Genomic DNA, 22,702 nt, shown 5'->3' with positions numbered 1-22,702 from the left:
CGCACTTAATGGCTCAGTTGACCGCAAATAGTGGCTCAAATCTCCGCACTGATGGCTCAATCTGTCCGCAATACTCAGACAATGGTTAATTTTGTGGTTGGCATAAGTATGGCACCTCCTATGATTGATACATCTATGGTACCGGAGGTACCTGCTCGTTTATATGCGTTATTTGATTACGGGCTTACTGTATACACACAAAATTCCGCTATTTTAATTTTTATATTATTAAATAGAAACAATAAAAACCTTCTGAGCTAATTACTATCTACTCAGAAGGTTTTTGATTAAGCCATGATTACTACTTATTCAACAGTTACTGTTGCTGTAACCTCTAATCTAGTTCCATCTACTCTACCTTTTACTGTGAATTCACCAGGTTGAGCATATTTTGTAGGTTCCATTTCATCCCATTTAACAAAGGCCGTACCTTCTCCTCCATTTTCATAGGTGACCGATACTTTTAGAGGTAGTTCTGGAGCCGTTCCAGCTTTTGTTGTCACTTTTACAGGACTTACATTGACAATATCTTTTGCTTCATATAAAGCCCTGACTTGTTTTTCCGTCATTGCTCCACTATAGATACGGAAATCATCTAAAGATGCATGTAATTGAGCACCATTTCCATATCCTGAAACACCTACCTTCTTTGCTTGTGTGTTTGCCGTAATTTTATCTGGTGTACCGCCAAATCCCAGTGCCTGTTTCACACCATTTTTATAAATAGCTGCTTCGTTGGTATCAGAGTTAAATGTCACAATGACATGAGTCCACTCATTTAACGGTAAAAATTGATTAGGATTTTCCCGGACAAAGAACGATGAAGTTCCATCAACTATGACAGTACTTGAATCTCCGTTATATGTGATAAAGAGGCCATTACCTGCCCAGTTACCTTCTGGCTTGAACCACATCAGCATATTTTCGCCTGTAAATTGTTCAGTACGCTTAATCCAGTATGAAACAGTAATATTTGATGGAATTAATTCCTCACTTTTTCCCATATCAACGTAATTTCCACCATTTCCAGCAAAGTTAAGTGATCCACCTTTATAACCATTCATTTCAGGTGTTAAATTTCCTACAATGGTTCCATTATGATTTTTACCGGATAAATCTGGAATCGTTGTTCCATTTAGATTATCAAAGGTTAGTCGGGAAACTAATTCCGGAAATGGTTTAATATCTAAAACAACGGTTACATTAGCTTTGGATTTTATTTCCGTTCCTTCTACTGTACCTTCTACAACGAATGAACCTTCACCAGCATACTGTTCCGGTCTGACTTCATCCCAAGTTACCGGCAATTTTATTTCATATCCATCCCCAAATCTGCCTGTAACTGCTTCAGGAAGTTTAGGAGCTTCCTCAATAGATGTTGTAATATCTACCTGATCAATTGATACCAATGCATCTAAAGGTAAAGCGGAAAGTTCCTTTATTTCTTCCGTATTAAGAGCTCTGCTGCAGATAACAAAATTATCTAATTCCCCTTTAAATTTATCACCATACTTGGAGCTCCCAATATAATTGGATAATGTTTTACCAAGATCAGCTGGGTTAAATGTCATTTTCTCATTTCTACCGACTTCTTTACCATCCACATAAAGGATACCAGTGTTACCGGAAAGTGTTACTGCAACATGCTTCCACTGACCCACAGCAATATGCGCTGAAGCATTTATACGTTGTTCATCACCATCAGAATTAATAGTATAACTCAGTGAATTGCCTCCTGCTCTCACAGAAAGGAACATATTGTTATCCGGATCATTTCCGAAATCAAAAATACTTTGATTCTGCATTGTATCACTCGCTTTAATCCACGTAGCAACCGTAATATCTTCAACGCCTCTTACAATACCTTCTGGCAGTTTGACAAATCCATTTGTCCCATTCAATTTTATAGAATTGTCAAATAATCCCCGTTGCCAGTCAACCCCGCCTTGTGCCACTGCATCCATACCATTTTCTGAGGAATCTGTTACTGTTTCTCCATCATTTGCATTAAATTCATATTTAGCTACTACTTCAGGTACTGGCGGTACTGGAAGAACATTTACTAAAACAGCAGCAGAACCAGAGTAATCTCCATCACTCACAGTTAATTTAAATACATATTTTCCTGGTTTGGATACATCCACATTTGTTACTAATTCATTTTTGTCGCTAAATTCAACTGTTGCACCAACTGGACCTTTATCTAATTTCCAAGTTGCTTCTAAAGAATTGTTAGGGAGACCATCGTCCGTTACTTTTCCAACTAATTGGAATGATTCTGGAAGAGTCACTTCACTAACCTTTTCAACTTTTACCTCTGGAGCTTTATTGGGATAAGATGTCTTTTTTATCAATTCCACTTCATATGTTTCTTTTTTGCCGACTTTTACTGCAAAGGTTGTTTCATTTTTGAAAGTATTGATTCTATCAACAACTTCACCATTTACAACAACATCGTAACTTCCAGCTTTTAAGCCAGTAAGTTTAACTTCTGTATTATGTTTAGTGCCAGGTGTTACATTTCTTAGAGAAAACTTAAGATAATCCTTCTTTGGAGAAACAGTGGCTGTGTCAAATTTATCTCTTTGAAGTTCCATGCCAAATTTCTCAGTAATCATATTTAATCGTTGGGAAACACCATCTTTTGGAACGACAACATAGGATTGAGGAATTTAGAATTTTGGCTATTCATAAAGTATTCTGTATCAAATAGATCATTTGGTAATTTTAAAGAAAAAATTTCTCCTTTATTTCCAATTTTCATCCTGTATTTTTCATTTTCGAGTGTTAAATTATTTTCTGCGAACGCATATGGAAAATTTGTCAAGAATGGTTGAAAAGCAAATAACAACGTCATTAAACATACTATCAATTTATTACTCTTTAATTTAAATATATGTGATTGACTACCATTCCTTAATGATTTCATTTAGATAAATCCCTCCATCCCACTTACTAAAATCAAGATTTATGGCCGTGTATTAATTGAACTTTCATGTTATTCTTGAAGTAAACAAAACAAAATTCCTATAAAAATAACCCTAATACACATATTTCTCCTTTCATTTATCACCCACTTAAATAGGTATGGCTGCATACTAATTCAATTCTCTTTTCTAAAGACCGATTCAAATGGAGGGTTATTTCTTTAAAGGTCTAACACTGTAAACTCAGTAGGAAAAGAAGTTAACACTTTTACGTTTCCCGTTTCTTCTATAAACACATTTTCTTCAATTCGTACCCCGCCATAACCAGGAATGTAGATTCCGGGTTCTATCGTAAACAAAAATCCCGGTTCCAATTCCAATTTATTTTTTTCATGGATAGATGGTTCCTCATGTACTTCCATTCCCAAACCATGGCCTACCCTATTATTAAAATATTGTCCGTAACCATTAGCCTTAATGACATCGCGAGCTGCAATATCGACACTTCCTGCTGTATTACCTGCCTTTACAGCATTGATCCCTGCGTGAACAGATTCTCGGACAATATCATATATTCTCTTTTGTTCGCCCGTACTCTCTCCTACGACAAAAGTACGGGTAATGTCTGAACAGTAGCCATTTAAGATGACTCCCATATCAATTAATAAAAAATCACCACGATTAATTTTCTTGTGATCTGGATGCCCATGAGGCAGCGAAGATTTTTCACCCGATAAAACAATCGTTGAAAACGATGGCCCTTCTGCCCCATACCTCCTCATTAAATATTCCAGTTCTGCCGTTAATTCCAACTCCTTCATGCCGACTTGAACGCGGTTAATCCCTTCAGTAAGTACTTTTTCAATAACATAAACCGCTTCTTGAACCATGGCGCATTCATCTGGAGTCTTCCTCATCCTCTGAACTGCAATGAACTGTCCAATATCTTTATAGAGGAATCCCGGAAAAAATAAATTGAACTCCTCCTGCTGGTATAAATTGAAATTTTTGGTTTCTAATCCAATCGTTTCTACACCTTCCCCAATTTTATTTTTTAAGACTTGATACGGATTTTGTTCGTCAAAAATGGGGATAATTTTTTTTACCGATGATACTGCTTCTGCTGCCTCCAAGTCAAGTGCTGGAACAAATAAATAGTGATGTTGATTACGTAAGTCGAGCACTAATGCCATAAACCGCTCGTGCGGATCAGAATAAAAGCCAGTGTAATAAAAAACACTTTTTGGTGATATGACAATGGCTAAATCTATTTGTTCGCTTTCAAGATACTGGAGTAATAATGCCAGTCTTTCTCGATGTTGATTATTCATCGTAAACACTCCCTAAACAAAGGATAAGTTAAGCAATGTTACACAAAGTAAAAATTCCTGCTTTCAAGGATCTTTTGAATATTTCATCATAAATTTCTTTCACAATCTCTAACTCTACACTTCTATCTGAATCAGAATTAAAAGCTTTTCTCCAAATGATCAACAATAGTGCCAACATGCGTCAATGTCTGCTTGTTAATGCTAGTCGTTGACATGTCCAGATCCTCCATATTATATAATTCCAATCCCTTTATATTGCCGCCTTGCTTAAGGACTTTAGTCCATTGCTCACCAATCCTTTACCTTCAATTTTTTTTCGTTGTGCAATGATTGTTGCAGCAGATATCCCAATCGAATAAGTAAAAGGATATAGGCCCATATAGAAAACTACATTCAAATCAATAGGGAGCATTCCTCGCATCCCTTATTCCTTAATCATTCATTATTTTATCGCTCATGGATCCAAACCCTCATTTGCCCAGATGCTCGATTATCCCATGCATAATATGGGATTGCGGTTATTTGGAAAGGCTTGTTTTTTGGTTTATTGGTGGAATAAAGCTTATTCTCCCAATCATCGTCGTCAACTAGTTCTGCCTCTCCTATGATCTTTACAACACCTCCAAGAAGTGTTTCATCATAAACAGATTTAAGTACTCCTTCCGGCGGTAGAGAAATTTCATGTAAAGAGCAACTATTATCAATTGATTCTAAACAATAAATAATCGGTCCTCTTTGAATCGCTACAGTATTTACATTTTGCCTAACTTTCGGATGAGAATATATCCTTTCAATCGGCATAAATAGCTCTAATTCTACTCTATCGTTATTTTTCCATTCACGCTCAATACGCACATATCCCTTATCAAAAAGGTCAGTAATTTCAATTTCTTTATTATTCACCTTAAGTTGTGCCTTTTTACACCATTCTGGAATTCGCAGTTTTACCCCAAAGGTAGCTGAACTCTCTAAATCAAGAGTGATAGAGATTTTTCCATTCCAAGGATAATCAGTTTTTTGCTTCAATTTTATTTCCTGTCCATGTAAATGAAACGTTGCTTCGCCCTGGACATATAAATGCACAACAATGTCATCAATGTTTTGTGAATAAATATAATTTCCTAAAGAGGCCAGCAACCTGGCAAGGTTAGGAGGACAACAGGCGCATCCAAACCATTCTTTTCGATGTCGGTCACCTAAACTTGCCAAAGGATTAGCATAAAAGAACTTTTTGCCGTCTAAAGAGACACCGCTAATCACACCATTATAAAGAGCACGTTCCATGGCATCTGCATATTTCCCGTCACATTCCAATTGAAGCATTCTATGGTTCCAATAAACCAATCCAATAGCTGCACAGGTTTCTGCATATGACGTCTCATTTGGGAGGTCATAATCGTAAGTAAATCCCTCATTTTTACCTGTTGATCCAATTCCACCTGTTATAAACATATTTTTCATATGTAAATGCTCCCATAGTCGTTCACATGCCTTTAATAGTGATTCATCGCCAATTTCTCCAGCAAGATCAGCCATTGCAGAATACATATACATCGCCCTTACGGAATGTCCAACAACTTTATTTTGCTCTCTCACTGGCTTATGAGATTGGTTGTACTCTTTGATGTTATCCAAGTGATTCATAAAATTGTCAAAGAATCCTTTACTTTCCTCTTTCTCAAGCGTAAAATAATGAGGTTCTTGTCCACGTTCATCTATAAAGAATTGACTTAATTTCAAGTAACGTTTTTCGCCGGTTACTCGATATAATTTTACAAGGGCCAGTTCGATTTCTTGATGGCCGCAATATCCTCTCTTCTTTACTTCTTCATAGCCAAAAATGGATTCAATATGGTCGGCATAGCGGCAGACTACATCAAGAAGTGTTCGTTTTTTTGTTGCCTCAAAATGAGCTGCCCCAGCTTCCATCAAATGTCCGGCACAATATAATTCATGGGCATCACGCAAATCAGTCCAACGTTCACCTGGTTTAACCACAGTAAAGTAAACATTAAGATAGCCATCAGGCTGTTGTGCAGAACTAATTAAGGCAATCACTTCGTCTACCAGCAAATCAAGCTCAGGATCAGGATGAGTGGCAAGGCTGTAGCTTGCCGCTTCCAGCCACTTGGCTACATCAGAATCCCAAAATATATGGGGTTCATTTTCCATACCATGTTTCCAATTAAGTTTAAATGCATCAATTCTCCCAGTTTCTTTACATTGCTTATACTGATGAGGAATGGTTTGCTCCCGATTCACTTTAATTCGCGGTGACCAAAAGACATCATCTATCACTACATTCGTGAAAGATACCGGTTTTAATATTTTTTGTTGCAGTAAATTCATTTTTGTGAACTCCTTTCTAAATAGAAAACGATTTTTATAGAAAAAATAAAGGTTATCTTTATGACTAACCCTTTATACCAGTTAAACTGATCCCTTCAATAAAGTAACGCTGTCCGATAAAGAAAATGACAATTGCAGGAACGGTCATGACTGCTGCTGCTGCCATCATGAGATGCCAATCAGCTGCGTATGAACCTTTTAATTGTAAAAGACCAAGAGCTAACGTATACTTTGCTTCATCATTTAAGAAAATCAATGGTCCAAAAAAGTCATTCCATACACCCATGAAAGTAAAGAAACCTACTACTAACATTGGCGGCTTAACTAATGGGAGTAATATTTTTGTGAATATCTGAAAATGGTTTGCTCCATCAATTAAGGCGGATTCATCCAGTTCTCTTGGAATGTTCATGAAAAACTGGCGCATTAAAAAGATAAAGAAACCGCCGCCGCCAAAAAAAGCAGGAATAATTAACGGCCAAAATGTGTTAATAGCCTCTAACTCTGACCACATTAAAAATGTAGGTATCAGAGTAACAGCTCCTGGGAGCATCATTGTTGCAATAATAAGAGAGAACCAAATATCTCTACCTGGAAATTTCAGTCTGGCAAAGCCATAGCCGCACATACAGCAGGTGATAATCGTCCCAATAAGAACAGGAATTAAAATGATTAAAGTATTTTTAAAGTAAAGCAAAAAATCAATAATGGAAAATATTTCAATATAGTTTGACCACTGAAACTCTTTAGGGAAAAGTTTTGGCGGAAACTCAAATATTTCCGTCGAAGTCATTAAAGAGCTGCGAATAAGCCATACAAAGGGAACTAAGCTTATGACGGCACCTACAATTAATACAGATAGCGAAATTATTCGATTTACAGTTTTTAATTTCATCTTACTTTCCTCCCCCGTAATGCACCCAGCTTTTAGAAGACTTAAAGATGAACAATGTAAAAATAAAGATTACTATAAACAAAATCCATGAAAGCGCACTTGCATATCCCATATTATTTTTCTGGAATGCCTCGCGATAAATCAGAAAAACATAAAATAGCGTGCTGTTATTCGGTCCGCCTTCTGTCATGACATAGGCTTGTGTAAATGCTTGAAAGGAGCCGATCAGACCCATAATAAGATTAAAGAAGATTACCGGTGATATCGATGGAACAGTGACGAATCTAAATTTATGCCACCAATTTCCTCCGTCAATATCAACTGCCTCAAGCAGCTGCTTAGGCACGTCTTGCAGCCCTGCAAGAAAAATTAATGCTGTACCACCGCATCCCCACATACTCAATAATATTAATGAAGGAATTACGGTCGTTTCATCATAAATCCACATTAGCTTCGGAAGATGGAAAAAATCTAATATGCTGTTTAATAAACCGAAGTCAGGGTTAAATAGCCATAGCCATAGTATATTGGAGGCAACTGCTGGTACGATAACAGGTAAATAATACATTGTTCTAAATATGGATTGGCCCTTTATACTTATGTTCATAAGTATTGCTACGAATAATGCTGCTATGAGGGTAAATATTGTACTTCCTATAGCAAAATAAAAAGTCACAAACAGCGATTTTTTGAAATTTAGATCGTTCTTAAAAATCTCCACATAGTTTTGAAATCCTATCCATTGATAATCTCCAACTACCTTATAATCCGTAAAACTAAAATACAAACTTGCTAGCATAGGGCCGATTGTCCAAATTAATAATCCTAAAATAGCTGGAAGGGTAAAAAAATAACCCCAAAATATTTCTTTTTGACGCAATTTAAGATTGCTTTTTACTTTAACCCCCACTTTTGTACTATTAGATTTTATAGGTATATTTCCAATACTCATTTGATCCCTCCTTAAATAAACACAGCAGAGCATCGATCGTTTTTTAAACAAAACTTAATTTTAGTGGCTTGTTACGAAGCTATGCACTTCGTAACAAACCTATTTTCAAAAAAGAATTCATTATTTGTATTCATCGCCAAACTTTTGATTTAATTTTGGCATAATGACATCGTTCACAACTTCTTCCGCTTTCTTTTTATTCGTCCAAATTTGGTCTAATCCAGGAGTAATAATTTGACTCGCTTCAGAACGGTCCTTCCAATAATAGTTTGGGTTTTGACGAACATTGTTCATAGCCCAATCGATGACTGATTCTTTAAATTCTTCTGGGTGAATCTCGGTATCAGTCCACTTTTTAATTAACTCAGGATCCTGATACCACTTTTCTTCATTAGGCATCCATAATCCACCAGTAATTAACGGTAAACTATTCTGAGGATCCATTACAAATTTCAAAAATTCCTTTGTTTCATCCCAATTTGCTTTTGTATTGTCAGTATTAAACACCACAATTGGCGTTCCATAACTTGTTGTTACAGCATTTTTCATTTTTGGCAATACACCGATTCCTAAATTTAAATTCTTTTCCTTTTTAGCTTTACCAAGCTCCTGCAACGCCCAATGACCATCAATATTCATGGCAACACGCTTTGTTAGAAGTGCTGTATCCACATTAGGAATAGTGGATAAATTAGCTGGAGTAGGCATTACATGATGAACATACATTAAATCCTGCATTTTCTGTAAGGATTCTATTGTCTCAGGTTTATCAAGGATAATATCCTTTCCATCTTCGGAAATAATCCCTCCATCGTTACTAAAAAGGAATGTCTCATAATGATAAGTAAAGTTATTAACACCATAAGTTTTAATATTTTTTGGATCAAATCCATCTTCACCAGGATGTTTGCCATTTCGGTCTACAGTCAGTTTTTTAGCTACTTCAACAAATTCCTCCCATGTCCAGGCCTCTTCTGCTTTTGTTGGCGGGTATTCTACCCCTGCTTCATCAAATAAATCTTTGTTGTAATAAATATTTGCTACTTCATTAGCCACACTGGAACCAGCAATTGGACCGTTTTCCTCAAACTGAAAAATTGAGTATTTTAATTTGTCTCCGAATTCACCTGAATCAAACAGTGGTTTTAAATCTTTAATGGCACCGCTTTCAAGCCAAGGTGGTAGGCTTCCTTCTGGGAAATAGCCCAAATCCGGAAGAGTATTCGAAGAAGCCATCGTCGTCATTTTTTCTAAATAGTTCCCTTGAACTTGTTGTCCTTTTACTTGAATGTTCGGATGAGAATCGTTAAAGGATTTAAGTAACGCTTCAATTGACTCCTTCTCAAGAGGTCCTCCCCAATACGTGAACTTTAGTTGAACAGCATCTTTATTTCCATTGCTCTCTTCTTCATTTCCTGTTGCACTGCTGCCGCCAAAACAACCGCTTAATAGTCCAACAATCAATATAACGACAATCGAAATTACAAGATAGGATTTACGTTTTCTCATATTCCCACACCTTTCACTATTTTTTCTTATTTAAGTTATATGTAATATTCAAGGATGTTTAGTGAATAAAAAACTTTAGAAAATTTTGAGTCTTTTTGAAATATTAATTGAAGTATAGAATTATAGTCCGTAGAGGGAGAATGACAAATGGTGTATAAATCTTACTTTTCTAAAAATAATAGATTATTTAAAGAAAACAATTTGATCTTTTTTGACCTCGATTATTAATAAAAAATATATTAAGTCTTAAGTAACGTTTATTTCCTGTCATTCTATAAAGTCTTACTACTGCTAATTCTATTTCTTGATGAACTTCATACACAGTTGCTTTACTGAAGACAGAATCTATATGATTAGCACATAATATCTAGAAGTTTTGTTTTCCAGTACCCTGATAATAGGAGAAAGCGGTTTCAATCATATGACCCACACATTACATTTCATGGCGATTAGGAAGATTGCTCAACTTTCCCTCCAGGTTCTTTTACAGTAAAAAAAGTAATAAGGTAGCCCTTTTTGTTGTTTTTAAATGATCTGTTAATTTAATATTTACTGACTTACTAATTTCAGTATCTTCCATTTATTTTCATCCAGCCAATATTTGAATGAAAGAATAAGCTCATTTTAAATTGATTAATAAAAATGATTAGTAGAAACCACTAACTATCAAATAAAATAATAATAATTTCACCTATATGAACTCTCTCTTGAAATCGCTTACCATTCATAATAATCTTAATTTTTAGAATTGTGTTATCCACTAAAATAATATCATTTGTCCCTAAATTTTGTCAGTGGTCCAACTATTACATTAGGTGTATAAATCCGACTATAAATTTAATGGTTTTGGAAGCTTATTCGAAGAATTATTCATTTAATTGATAACCGTAAAATTTCATTTGATAATTAACTTGTACTACAATGAGAAAATCAACAATTAAAACTACCTTTTTATTGGTAATAACGACAACCATATTCAAAACCAGGATCCTTTTCAATAGCTAATAGTTACCATCCCTTTCACAATAACGGTCCATCTCTTAAACAGCCTATAATTTCCCTACCATTAACAAGGACGTCACAATTTTTATAGTCCCTCCCTTCTAGAGAAAAGAATACATCTCTATAAATGCAAAATGTGTGCCAAGTTTTAAATTACGATTGAGACTATAGTAAAAGATAATATTTAAAAATTTTATACAATCATTGTAAAATTTTTTTTACAGTGCTGATAATTTTAGACAATACGGAGATTATCATTCAATACATAAGAAAAAGATTTTGTAGAACAGCAACTCTTGAAAAATTAAAACGGATTATATCCTTAAACAAACAAATAATAGCAGTTAAATTTCTCTGAAAATTACCGACTAGGGGAAAATATTCTATCCTACTAACTGCTTATATGCCAAAGTTTCCATAAACAGTAGATTCAAATTATGGTTAAATTTTAGATTGAACATAAATAGCTCCCCTTAGGGTAAACAGATTTTTATTTTTAATCTGTCTACCTTAAGGGGAGCATGTCAAAATAATATTCCTATTTATTACCACATTTTTTTGAAGTAGTGCATTTTAAAGTGTCCAATTTTCTTACCATGTAATCTACTTTCTTACTAGAAATATTAGGTTAATGCTGAACGATTTTGTCCTGTTGTTAATCTGGATCCATCAAGTATTACTGATCAGATAAAATCTATATTATAGTTAACTCTCTTATTGATTGAGTAAGTACTTCATTTCCACTTTCAGTAACAAGTAAATCATCTTCAATTCTTACACCACCAAGATCGGGAATGTAAATGCCAGGCTCTATAGTTACAACCATTCCTGCTTCTATTTTTTGAGGTTTTCCTCGTGTGCTAAAAAATGGATTTTCATGAATATCTAGTCCTATTCCATGACCTGCACCGTGTCCAAAATAATCTCCATAACCTTTTTCTTGAATGTAGCTGCGTGGTAGAGCGTCTACTTCATTTGTCGTAAGTCCTGCCCGTATTCCAGTGACACCTTTATTAAGTGCTTGCAAAACAACTTGATAGATTTCTTTTAATTTTCCATTCGGCTTTCCAACAGCTACAGTTCGCGTTAAATCTGAACGATATCCATTATAATATGCACCAAAATCAAGGGTAACCATATCACCTTTTTCAATGACCTTATCTGATGCGATGCCATGTGGTAGGGCTGAACGATATCCTGAAGCCACTATGATATCATAAGCAGAGGATGTAGCCCCTGCTCTTCTCATGACAAACTCTAATTCATTAGCAACTTTTTTTTCTGTTATACCAGGTTTAATAAAGTTTAATATATGTGTAAAAGCAATATCTCCTATTGCTGCTGCACTTTTAATAGCGGAAATTTCTTCTTCCGTTTTGATTTCACGAAGCTTTTCAACTACCCCAGAAGTAGGTACAAAAGAGACATTAATCGCTTCAGTGTATTTTCGGAATTCTTTATACGAGAGATGTTCTTCCTCAAATCCCAGTTTGGTAATTCCTAGACTTACAACCTGTTTTGCTATTTCTGCTATTAAATCTTCTTTATACTGTACAATATTGTACCCTTTTGCTTGGCAGGCAGCTTGCTCTACATACCGAAAATCAGTAACAAATACTGCTTCCTCCCTTGAGATAATTACAACACCCGCAGTTCCAGTAAATCCAGTCATATATCTTCGATTCGTTGGGCTAGCAATAATAATTCCGTCAATTTCTAAATCTTCAAACGTGCTTCTAAGTTTCTTTATTTTACTCATTAATTCCACTCCCAAATTAGTTGTGTTTTTTTACTAACTTGTTTTCATTTATAACATTCAACTACTATTCTTTTACCAGTAAGATAATATTTTTGGACCAATAAGAAGATTGCTTGTACTTCTATTTCAACAGAAGAACATTAAATGCCAACCTAAAGAATAACCACCTTTAGTTGTTTTAAACCTAGTCCAATTGTATATAAGCTTTCAACATTTAGGTCATTTAATGCAAATAACGGTGGTTTATTCAACTCTTATGAATCCATTTCCATCAAATTGTAGCATCATCAAGAATTGATTGTCAGTAGCCTAAAATTAATAAAAGGTGGATTATTCTTACCTTTTATAAAAATTTGATATATTTATCATCAATATCTGCAACACGCACTCCTTCTACTTGGTCTTTATCAATAATCTCCTGCTGACTTGCATATCTTAAGGGAAGTATCATTCACTTTCTCCTTTTTTACGTTGAAAGTTGGAGCTCCTCAAAAATTAACTTCTTTCCGTTCTCTTAATTGTGGAATGTTATAAACTGACTAAATTTAAGCAGGAATATTTTGAATGTCTCAACTATGGAAAAGAAGATGAGGTTCCAGTATATGTTCTTGAGAAATCAAACCAATTATAGGGAAAAAGATGCGAAAATTACTCAATTGAGGGAACATGTTGACCAATAAAGGAATAGACAGAATATGAATCAACAATGAGGAGCATATTGCCCCTCTATTATTTTTTATTCTTTATTTAAATGAGAGCTTCATAAAATATTTTTCATCAGAAATTCCAATGGTATAAGCAATCTCTTTAATGCCAAGGTTGGTAGAAGATAATAGATCTTTTGCTTTAGATACTTTGAGAATATGAATATATTCTTGGATATTTATTCCGATTTTTTGCTTGAAAATACGTGATAAATAATCTTTATTGTAATTGAACTGTTCTGCTATCGAAGTAACTGAGATATTATCCGTTGAATGTATACGGAGCCATTCAACGATCTTCACTAGATTTTTGTCAGCTTTTGTTTTCTCTTTTGTTGTTTGGAAACTGGTAAGAGCTTGTTCTGATATTTCAATTAACAAAGTTGTGATTATATAGTCAAGACTTCTTTTGTTATAGTAGTTTGCATTAGACACATCTATTAATTGATTAAATAGTATATTAATTCGCTCAATTCTTTGAGGTTTTGAATAGATTGGTATAAAAATATGCGCGTTAGATCGATCATAAGCAGGATTAGAACGAAATGATATTACCTTTTCTTCCATAGTCTTATCGTCAATTAATGTAAAGTGGTTATTGCAATTAAAATGACACCAATAAAATGACACCCCAGGTTGACACACCATATGACCATGGTGGGTATGTGATCTTAACAAAAGTAAGATATCCCCTGGATTAATTTCATACTGCGTGCCATCTTGAGAAATGTATAGAGTGTCTTTCACGCCAATAATTACTACAAAACTTTTTAGGTTTCGTTTTGTGTGTGTCCAAGGTTCCCTTGATAAAAATTGTCCACATGAAATAAATTCGATAGGTGTATTTACATCAGTTTTTAGGAATTGACTCAACATGTTTCATCCTCTATTTGTAATTTCATTTATCCTTCTTTCATTCGGGATTATTTTTAAAAAGGTCGGTTTTATACACCTAATGTAAATGTTGTACTACCGACAATAATAGGTTCCAAATGCTATCATTTTAATCAGTCGAATTATTCTGAATATTCCGCTACCGTTAACTATAAGGTGTAAAACTCTAATACTATTTTACCACAAAAGCTGAAGACACAGCTATCATACTTTAAAGGAGGTGGTATAAATTCATTAACAATCGAAAGCGTATTCATAATATTGTAACTTTGATTAAAAATCAAATCATGAAAGTTGGGGTAGTTTCAAAAGTTTTATAAAACTCTCTTTCCAATGTAGAGTTTTATAGAAAATTAGACAGAAGTTGCCCAAATTTAACTATCAAGCCAATGGTTTTACTTCAGTATATCAAGGACATAAAAAAGGAAGGCATGCCAAATAAACCCTTGATGCCTCAGTTTTATACCATTGTCATGAATTCGCTGCGTAGATCGCTGATGTATGGCCATAGCGTGAGCTAAAAACATTCAATTTAGCCAATCACACAGACATATTTGGAAAATGTAGTAATTTCAGAATGGAGGTAAAAATGAAAAAAAAATTATCTATAGTTTTAATTCTTTCAATGATTGTATCTTTAGTGCTTTCTGTTCATCAAAGTTTTGCGGAAACATCGAATAATGTTTTACTAGATCAGTCAAATAGCAATGTAGCTTCTAAAAAAACAGTAACTAAACCAAATTCAAGTGAACTTTCAAATACTCAGATCTATGATATTTTCGAAAGAAACATCAACGACTATGGTGTTGAACTGGTAGACTGGCAGGGATATATCGCAAACCCTTATGTAAAACTTACAGTTAAACCGCCAAAAGATGCAGTGTTTCCTGTAACCATAACAATTAAAGCAACAGGAACCTCTCGTTTAATGATGGATTTGCCAAGCGAGTTGTCTAAAGATGGGGCGACAAAAATTTTAACATTTTCCAACGCTGAAGAGAAAAAGGATTTTAAATTAGCGATTCATCCTGACCGTATTGGTGGTCCGAATGAAGTTGAAAAATATAAATTAACTTTTAAAACTTCGGACAAAATTGGCAACGGACATACTCAAAACATACCTATTAGAGTTTGGGATCAGGATGATAATAAAGAAACAAATTTCCCTCTGCATTTTGATTATCGGTCTGACACAATTACAGGATACTTTAAGGATGAAGGAATCAGAAATGCTTCAGAACAGGCTGTTAAAGACTGGTTTTACTTTTTTGATATGGAACCCTTTGATGAGGTTCCCGCAAACTCTGAAAGTATTATGATTCCGGGTGATAATTGGGAAAATCATGTAGAAGTAACAAACAATGTACCTTATAACGGTATGTGGATCGCTATGAGAGGACTGAATGATCCATGGTCTACAGGGTATCCGGCTAATAATGGAAATTACCATACAAGAAACGGTGAAATGATTCCGGGACAAATCCATAGATCTCTAGGTTTAATTTTAGAGTTTATTGATGGAGCCATTCCATTTACATCACTAGATGATGAAAAATGGTATTTAACTGATTTATATAAGGTAACAGATGTTTATGGACTAATTATGCACGAATTTGGGCATTCACTAGCATTTCATGAATATTGGTCTGGTATGCAAGAATTTAAAGTGAAAGGCGGTAATGAAACAGATGTAGTTTATTATCAGGGATACCCTGTTCCACTTGATAGCAGTTACCATATACCTGGTGACGAAAAATATTGGGATCGTATAAGCGGTCAAAGTGGAGGTTGGAAGCATGATTTCCCTACAAGGAGATGGATGTTGACAAAACTCACTCTATTAGTTGCAGAAAATGCCGGATGGAAACTGAATAGAAACCTAACACCTTTTATTAAGCCTCAAATTGTTACTACTTCTCTAGATAATGCTAAAAAAGAAAATAAATACACACAAACGTTATTGGCAAAGGGTGGTGTGCCATTTTATGATTGGAGAATAGTAGAAGGCTCTCTTCCTGAAGGATTAAGTTTAAACAGGTTTACTGGAACCATCAATGGAAAAGTTTCTAAAAACCAATCAAAAGGGAACTATACCTTTACAGTTGAATTAAGAGATTATGATGAAAAAAGCATTCCGGTAACAAAAACATTTTCAATAAAAATACGCTAAACAATGCATCTGAAGAGCAAAGGTTTAAGTTGATAATCGAAACCTTATAGGATTTTCTAAAAAGAAAACGGTTGGGATATTATCCTCAACCGTTTCCCATATTATTCGAGTTTCTCCAGTTCTTGAGCTAACTTATCTAATGCTTCTTTTGGACTTAAATCTCCAGATAATGCTTGGTGAATGTGTGATTGAGCAATATCTGACATTTTTGAATATTGTGGATGACTTGGTCTAACAGATGCATCTTCAAATGCTTTTGTATATTCTTCTAAATATGGAGCTGCTTTAATAACATCTGCATCCTCATAAAGTGCTAGTTGTGTTCCAGCATATCCTCCACCAACAATCATTTCTTTTTGATTTTCAAATGATGTAAACCATTGGATTACTTCCCAAGCTTCATCGGGATGTTTTGAACTGCTTGAAATGGCAAAATTCCAACCGCCAACAGAGTTAGCTTTTTTTCCACCCTCAAACATGAAGTTACTTGCTACCCATGTTTTATCCTTAACCGCTGAGTCATCTGCTTGGTTAATAGAATAAACATAACCCCAGTTAGGATTAAATATTGACTGCCCCTGTGTAAAAGGAATTCTTGAATCCTCTGGAGTAGCACTCCCAATTGCAGACGGAGATACTACTTCATACTTTTCAATCATGTCAACCATAAATTGAAGGGCATCTACTGCCTCAGGACTATTAATAATGACTTTGCCGTTTTCGTCAAAGAAGTTTCCACCGTTAGCATGAAGGAACTCTGTAAAACTAACAATTAATTGTTCCGAACGTCCCCAGTGCATCGTGAACCCTTGGATTCCTTCTTCCTTTGAAATTTCTTGAGCAACTTCTACTGCTTCTTCATAGGTTTCTGGTACTTCTTTATTATATTTTTTGAGTAGGTCTTCACGATACCATAATGGATGTAAATCATTGAACCAAGGAACTGCCCATGTTTTATCATTATATTTTACAGAGTCAACCTGACGTCCAATATAATTTGATTGAAGTTCTTCAGTAAATCGATCATCAAGAGGTAATAACCAGCCTGATTCAGCAAATTCTGCTGTCCAAACAACGTCCATATTAACAATATCTAAATTTTCTGAACCCGCAGAAAGCTGTGTTACCGTTTGGTCATGCATTTGCGAGGCATCATTGGACATTTGAGTAAATTCTAGTGTAATATTATCGTGCTCCTCATTAAACTTTTGTCTAGCTTTTTCCATCATTCCATTTGGATCATTTTCAAATACAGCCATGCGAATAGTAACGGAATCTGGGTTGCCTGCAACATCATTGTTACTACCACTACTTGATTCTCCATTACTACATGCTGATACAAGTAGCATAGCAAATAATAACATAAATACGGAAAACTTCTTTAATGTTTTGATCATTTCGAATTAACCCCCTACTAATAAATTTCCTAATCATAATAACTTACAAAGTTTTATTAAAGTTTTATTATACAAAAGGGCCTTCCAAGCAGGGTTTCTTCTACTTGGAAAGAGTAATTAACCATTGTTATTTCGTTTGTAATTGTTTAGCCCACTTAATCAATTCTTCTGCATGCTCTTTTGTTAATTTCTTACCACTATGAGAGGTTACTTCATCGATATAGGACTGTAGCAACTCATTAGCACCCTCAACGTCTCCACTTTCACTTGCTTTCTTAGCATTCTCTAGCTTTTTAACCAAAGAGTTGGTTATACCATGTGATCCTGGAGCCCCATATTCTGATAAATATTTTTCAGTTAACCCCGCCAATTTATCATAATTAATAGTGACTTTGTCTAAGGCATCGATTGCTGATTGAAGTGCTACTACCGCAGCATATAGTTCTTCTTCTGATTCAATGGTGCCAAGAGCTTCAACATCTTCAATTGCATCTTGTAAAGCCTGATAGGATTCTTCCGTATATTCACCATTCTCATTAGAAATTGATTTTGCTCTTTCAATTAATCTATTAAAATAATCATTTGTTGGCTTTACAGTTATAGTTGCAACTGCTTTTTTGTCTGTCCCTTCAACTGTACCAAAAACAGTAAATTTGCCAATCTTTGAATATTGTGATGGATCTATTGAATCCCATTTTACTCCAACATTCATATTGTCCCATGAACCATCATTGTATTGTACTTCTACCACCGCTGGTAATTTTGGGGCTACTCCTATTTCGGTTGTGATGTTTTCTTCTGTAATAGTGTTAATTGTTACACTTTCTTCACTTCTAACATAAACAGTTGCTGGAATCATTTGATATGAAGAGTCTAATGCTCCCCAGATACTAATTTCGGTGTCGCCTTGTTGTAATTGTTCATCACTAATTGAATCCCAAGTAACATTTACTTCCTGCGTATATCCATCAAAAACTTTCTGAACAGTTGCCGGTAACTCAGGTCGTTCTCCAGTTAGTACACGAACCTTCACATTGTTTGGATTAATTGAAACTACAGGTGGCTCTAATACTTTCCATTCTAAGATACCTGTCCATTGATTTCCTCGGGTAATCGTCATACGCAATGCCGTTGTCTCAACCGGTTTAAATGTAGTTGTGTTATAATTATCTGGTTCTACTACAAGACCTGAAATAACTTCTACATCCTTCCAAGTGATACCATCAGCATCAAGATACTGAAGAGTATATGCTTCAGGCATTTGAATGCCTCCACCGTCTGTCCACCAATAAACAGATGATTGATTGATGACTACTGGATTGTCCCAAGTGTACTGAACCCATTGAGTTTTTGAAGAATTATTCCAGTTTCCATATGCACCGCCCGTTTTATCTCTTGAATTTTTTGGGTCTATACCATTATTTATGGCATTCAGATCCTCCCATGAGGATACATATGATGTTGATGGTGTTGCACTTAATCCTAAATTCACATCCTGTTTCTCAACGATTATTTCAATATCAGCAGAGGTAGTTAATTCACCATCATTCGCTGTTAGAGTTACTACATATGTTCCTTCTTCTGAAAAGCTCGCTACAGTACTTACAGATGTAGGATCTGAAAATACTACGGAACCAGGTCCTGATTTTTTACTCCAAGATAACTCTGGAAAATCAAGTGGTTGACTATCGTCTGATACTGTAGCAACCAATCTTTCCTTCATGACTTGGTTATAACTATCATCCAACAAAATTTCGGCTGTTGGTGCCTTGTTAGGTTCTGCCGGCACTTTCATTCCAGTTTCAAATACCTGAATTTCTTTAAGACCCATATCAAATCCTGGATAAGGAGTCATGAGCACCCTTATCTTTTGGGCAGTGATCGTATTAAACTTTACTTCATTATAATTAGCTTGAATTGGACTCTTCTTTTGAAGAGGCACACTCTTCCATTCAGCTCCTTCCAAATACTGAATCGTATAATGAAGTGGTTCTCTGTAATTATTTTTAGATTTATCGCTATAGAAATATAGCTTTACATGATCAAATGCTGTTGGCTTACCAAGATCTATTTCAAACCAATCTTGCTTATTTGGAGAATCTTTTGTACCCCAGATCGGATTTGGTGCTGCATAATGGTTTCCTCGAGTTGTCGGAAGTCCGCTTACCGTAAATCCATCAACTGCATTTTCTACCTTTGTAAGTTCTTCAGGTCTAGAGCCGACAGATGTATAAGAAGCAGAAACTGCTTTTCCTTTTGCAAGGTTTACTGCATCTCCTGTTTCTAGCGTAAGATCAACACCTGCTTTTTGGAACATATCTACTGCTCTAGCATTATCCGAAAGAGTTACCTCAGTTGCTTTCTTCATACTCTTAGCTTGTTTGTACGTAACTTTTGCATTGCTACTTTCATCTTTGATGGTGACGGTTCCAGATTTAGAATCATAAGTAAGATGTACTAGATCATCAACCGTAATGACTCGTTGACCGTCAATGTATACAGAATATCCTTCAGGAGTTTCTCCATAATGCTTTGTTCCATCAGGCTTATCCCAAACAATGGTTAGGTCGCTGTCATGGTATCTTAAGTTGTTAACGGTAAAGTATTCATATCCCATATCAATTGGCCACAATTCTAAAATATCATCAGCGCGCGGCTGCATTCCTGCGATATCCTCAATAAGTGAAAAGTTATAGGCACCAAGGATATTATGATGAATCCACGATCGATAGTTAAGCTTTTTCGTTTCTTCATCATAGCTATTCCAGAATTCATTGTTATCCGGGAATCTGTTGTCACCATTAACATACTGAGTCCATGTAAGCCATTCGATCAGTTTTCTATACATATCCGGGGTAATGTACTCAGATGGATACTTTCTAATAGCTGTTGCATATAGTCTAGCTTGAAGTGTTGAGTTAATATTTGAAAAGTTATTACTACCGCCCTTTCCAGCGTGTTCCGCCAGCTTCTTATCATATTGGTTGGCTGTGAAAAATGGCATAATTGGAAACTGTCCCTTATCCGCATAAAATCGTAAGGCCTTTTTATATTCAGCTGTGTTTGGAACAACCTCATGAGTGAATGGAGAGAAGTTTTGCTGATCTTTCCAAGGCACTAATTCACCTGATTCAATATCCCTTTGCTTAAAGACCTTGCCATTTTCACCTTCAGAATCATCCCACAATATCGTTAATATCGATTCTTTAATATTTTCAGCTAAATCAGTCATTTCCTGAGCTTTCTGATCGTTTCCAAGGATTGTATAAATTTCTGCTGCTGCTAAAGCACCCGAATAGTTGAACGCACTCTGATCTGTCCGGTCTTGATCTCTATCTTTCCAATTTAGTGCTACAGCATCTGCATCATTCCCGGTTAATGAACCCCAGTCATATTGGACAAGATCATTTCCGTTTGTATCATATTTGTCTAATTGACCTTTTACATCTCCTTCCGCATAACGGGCAAGGTTGTTAAGAATTTTTTTATCTCCGCCGTGAACTTTATAAGACTCCCACGCTTCATCTGCAATCCATTGCTCATATGTATTATTCCAATGAGCAGGATCCCCTGGATTATCTTGAAATGCTGAATATTTCGAACTTTCACCAGATGAAACCCAGTTACCATATGAGTAAATAGGATTTCTAAAATATTTTAAATCCTGCATATGCATTGGCTGTGTTAATTGAATGGCATTGTTATATCCTAGAACACCTTCAATGGAAACCGGAAATTGAAAATCATTACCAGGTATATTGGCATCTAGGTAGTTAAATCGATTTAGAAATGTTCTATAGTACGACATCTTCTTAATATTTTGATCAGGAATATCAATATATGGCACATTCTCAGACCACCATTTATTGTACTCATCAAGTTGTGTTAAGAAAGCTGTTTTTGCATCATAATTTAAAAATCTCTCATAGTCGGTTTTTGATTCTGGTATTTCTTTTGTTGTTACCCCCATTTGAACTTTTACAGTAGTAGAATCGCCTGGTTCAAGAGTGATAGACTTAGTCAATTTTGTACCGTCAACTGTCATCCCTTCTCCACTTAATCTAGGATACATCGTAGTTAAATCATATCTAGCTTTTTGAACTCCTGTTAATTCTTTTCCATCCTTTGAAGGAGTGCTTACTATTGGAGATGAAACAATAAGCGTATTTGTTATCTTTGAATTGCTGGTATTTTTAATATTCAAAATCGTAACAGCGACATTGTTATAAGTTATGAATTTTTTTTGCTCAATGTTTAATCCTTCAGCTTGGTGTAAACTTGACCAATAACTTGGGTATTGTTTTCTTTCAGAAGTAACTTCTGATAGAGAAGTGTCAGATAATGTGATGGTATACATATTTTGAGCACTTCCTGTCGGCATTTCTCTATATGCATAGCCGCCGCCGAAACCAAGGGCACTTGGCTGATGTGTAAACATATATAATGCCCTTCCCCGTGTGAATAAATCATTTCCACCGTCTGGGCCAGGTCTTTCAAGAATACGATCGAACCAGTATGTTTCACCACCTGCATCTTTATCTGCTTTGTAAATTTCCCCTAACATATTTTTAGAAGGGTCATATAAAACTGGTTCTTCAGGAACTGGATTTTCAAGCCCGTTATATTCAGGGGTTCCTGGGTCTACTGCTTCAGGTATTCCTGGATTATATGCTGCAAATGCAGTTGGAATAGATCCAAATAAAACAAAAAGACTCGTTACCATTGTTAGTGCCTTCTTTTTAGATCTTTTCAAGCCTACTTTCCTCCCTTTATTGTCATTTTTATATTAAGATAATTGCTGTATCTTTTATTA

General features: G+C 35.3%; 12 protein-coding genes. 1 reads left to right on the top strand and 11 read right to left on the bottom strand.

Annotation, left to right across the window (positions count from 1 at the left end; genetic code table 11):
- Positions 1 to 305: 305 nt before the first annotated feature.
- The 9 genes from Q1B07_RS19745 to Q1B07_RS19710 form a co-directional block, all read right to left on the bottom strand.
- Positions 306 to 2,597 (bottom strand): LamG-like jellyroll fold domain-containing protein, encoded by a 2,292-nt coding sequence (locus Q1B07_RS19745; protein WP_299093359.1) that lies wholly within the window; start codon positions 2,595 to 2,597, stop codon positions 306 to 308.
- A gap of 551 nt (positions 2,598 to 3,148) precedes the next feature.
- Entirely contained in the window at positions 3,149 to 4,258 is a 1,110-nt protein-coding gene (locus tag Q1B07_RS19740) for a Xaa-Pro peptidase family protein (protein ID WP_299093357.1), read from the bottom strand.
- A 447-nt stretch (positions 4,259 to 4,705) separates the two neighbouring features.
- Positions 4,706 to 6,607: a beta-L-arabinofuranosidase domain-containing protein gene (locus Q1B07_RS19735; protein ID WP_299093355.1), complete on the bottom strand. Its 1,902-nt coding sequence runs from the start codon at positions 6,605 to 6,607 to the stop codon at positions 4,706 to 4,708.
- 64 nt (positions 6,608 to 6,671) lie between these two features.
- The gene (locus Q1B07_RS19730) at positions 6,672 to 7,502 is read right to left on the bottom strand and encodes a carbohydrate ABC transporter permease (RefSeq protein WP_299833392.1); all 831 of its coding nucleotides are present in this window, start codon (positions 7,500 to 7,502) and stop codon (positions 6,672 to 6,674) included.
- A gap of 1 nt (position 7,503) precedes the next feature.
- On the bottom strand, positions 7,504 to 8,454 hold the full coding sequence (locus tag Q1B07_RS19725; RefSeq protein ID WP_299093352.1) for a carbohydrate ABC transporter permease: 951 nt from the start codon (positions 8,452 to 8,454) through the stop codon (positions 7,504 to 7,506).
- A gap of 120 nt (positions 8,455 to 8,574) precedes the next feature.
- Complete coding sequence (locus Q1B07_RS19720) at positions 8,575 to 9,963, bottom strand: sugar ABC transporter substrate-binding protein (protein WP_299093351.1); 1,389 nt, start codon at positions 9,961 to 9,963, stop codon at positions 8,575 to 8,577.
- A gap of 187 nt (positions 9,964 to 10,150) precedes the next feature.
- Positions 10,151 to 10,285: a beta-L-arabinofuranosidase domain-containing protein gene (locus Q1B07_RS27080; protein ID WP_366945240.1), complete on the bottom strand. Its 135-nt coding sequence runs from the start codon at positions 10,283 to 10,285 to the stop codon at positions 10,151 to 10,153.
- 1,374 nt (positions 10,286 to 11,659) lie between these two features.
- The gene (locus tag Q1B07_RS19715; protein WP_299093349.1) at positions 11,660 to 12,724 is read right to left on the bottom strand and encodes a Xaa-Pro peptidase family protein; all 1,065 of its coding nucleotides are present in this window, start codon (positions 12,722 to 12,724) and stop codon (positions 11,660 to 11,662) included.
- Between the two features lie 743 nt (positions 12,725 to 13,467).
- A complete protein-coding gene (locus Q1B07_RS19710) occupies positions 13,468 to 14,304 on the bottom strand; it encodes an AraC family transcriptional regulator (protein WP_299093348.1) in 837 nt (278 codons plus the stop codon).
- A 607-nt stretch (positions 14,305 to 14,911) separates the two neighbouring features.
- On the opposite strand from Q1B07_RS19710, the gene Q1B07_RS19705 reads away from it, so the two are divergent.
- Positions 14,912 to 16,492, top strand: a complete 1,581-nt coding sequence (locus tag Q1B07_RS19705) for a putative Ig domain-containing protein (protein WP_299093347.1) — start codon at positions 14,912 to 14,914, stop codon at positions 16,490 to 16,492.
- 101 nt (positions 16,493 to 16,593) lie between these two features.
- Here the strand turns inward: Q1B07_RS19705 and Q1B07_RS19700 are convergent, their stop codons facing one another.
- Both Q1B07_RS19700 and Q1B07_RS19695 read right to left on the bottom strand, forming a co-directional pair.
- Positions 16,594 to 17,889 (bottom strand): ABC transporter substrate-binding protein, encoded by a 1,296-nt coding sequence (locus tag Q1B07_RS19700; protein ID WP_299093345.1) that lies wholly within the window; start codon positions 17,887 to 17,889, stop codon positions 16,594 to 16,596.
- A gap of 127 nt (positions 17,890 to 18,016) precedes the next feature.
- Positions 18,017 to 22,642, bottom strand: a complete 4,626-nt coding sequence (locus Q1B07_RS19695) for an Ig-like domain-containing protein (protein ID WP_299093343.1) — start codon at positions 22,640 to 22,642, stop codon at positions 18,017 to 18,019.
- Positions 22,643 to 22,702: the final 60 nt, after the last annotated feature.

The organism is uncultured Metabacillus sp. (genome assembly GCF_947503125.1).
Lineage (GTDB): Bacteria > Bacillota > Bacilli > Bacillales > Bacillaceae > Metabacillus.
This window is presented reverse-complemented; position numbering and strand designations above follow the sequence as displayed.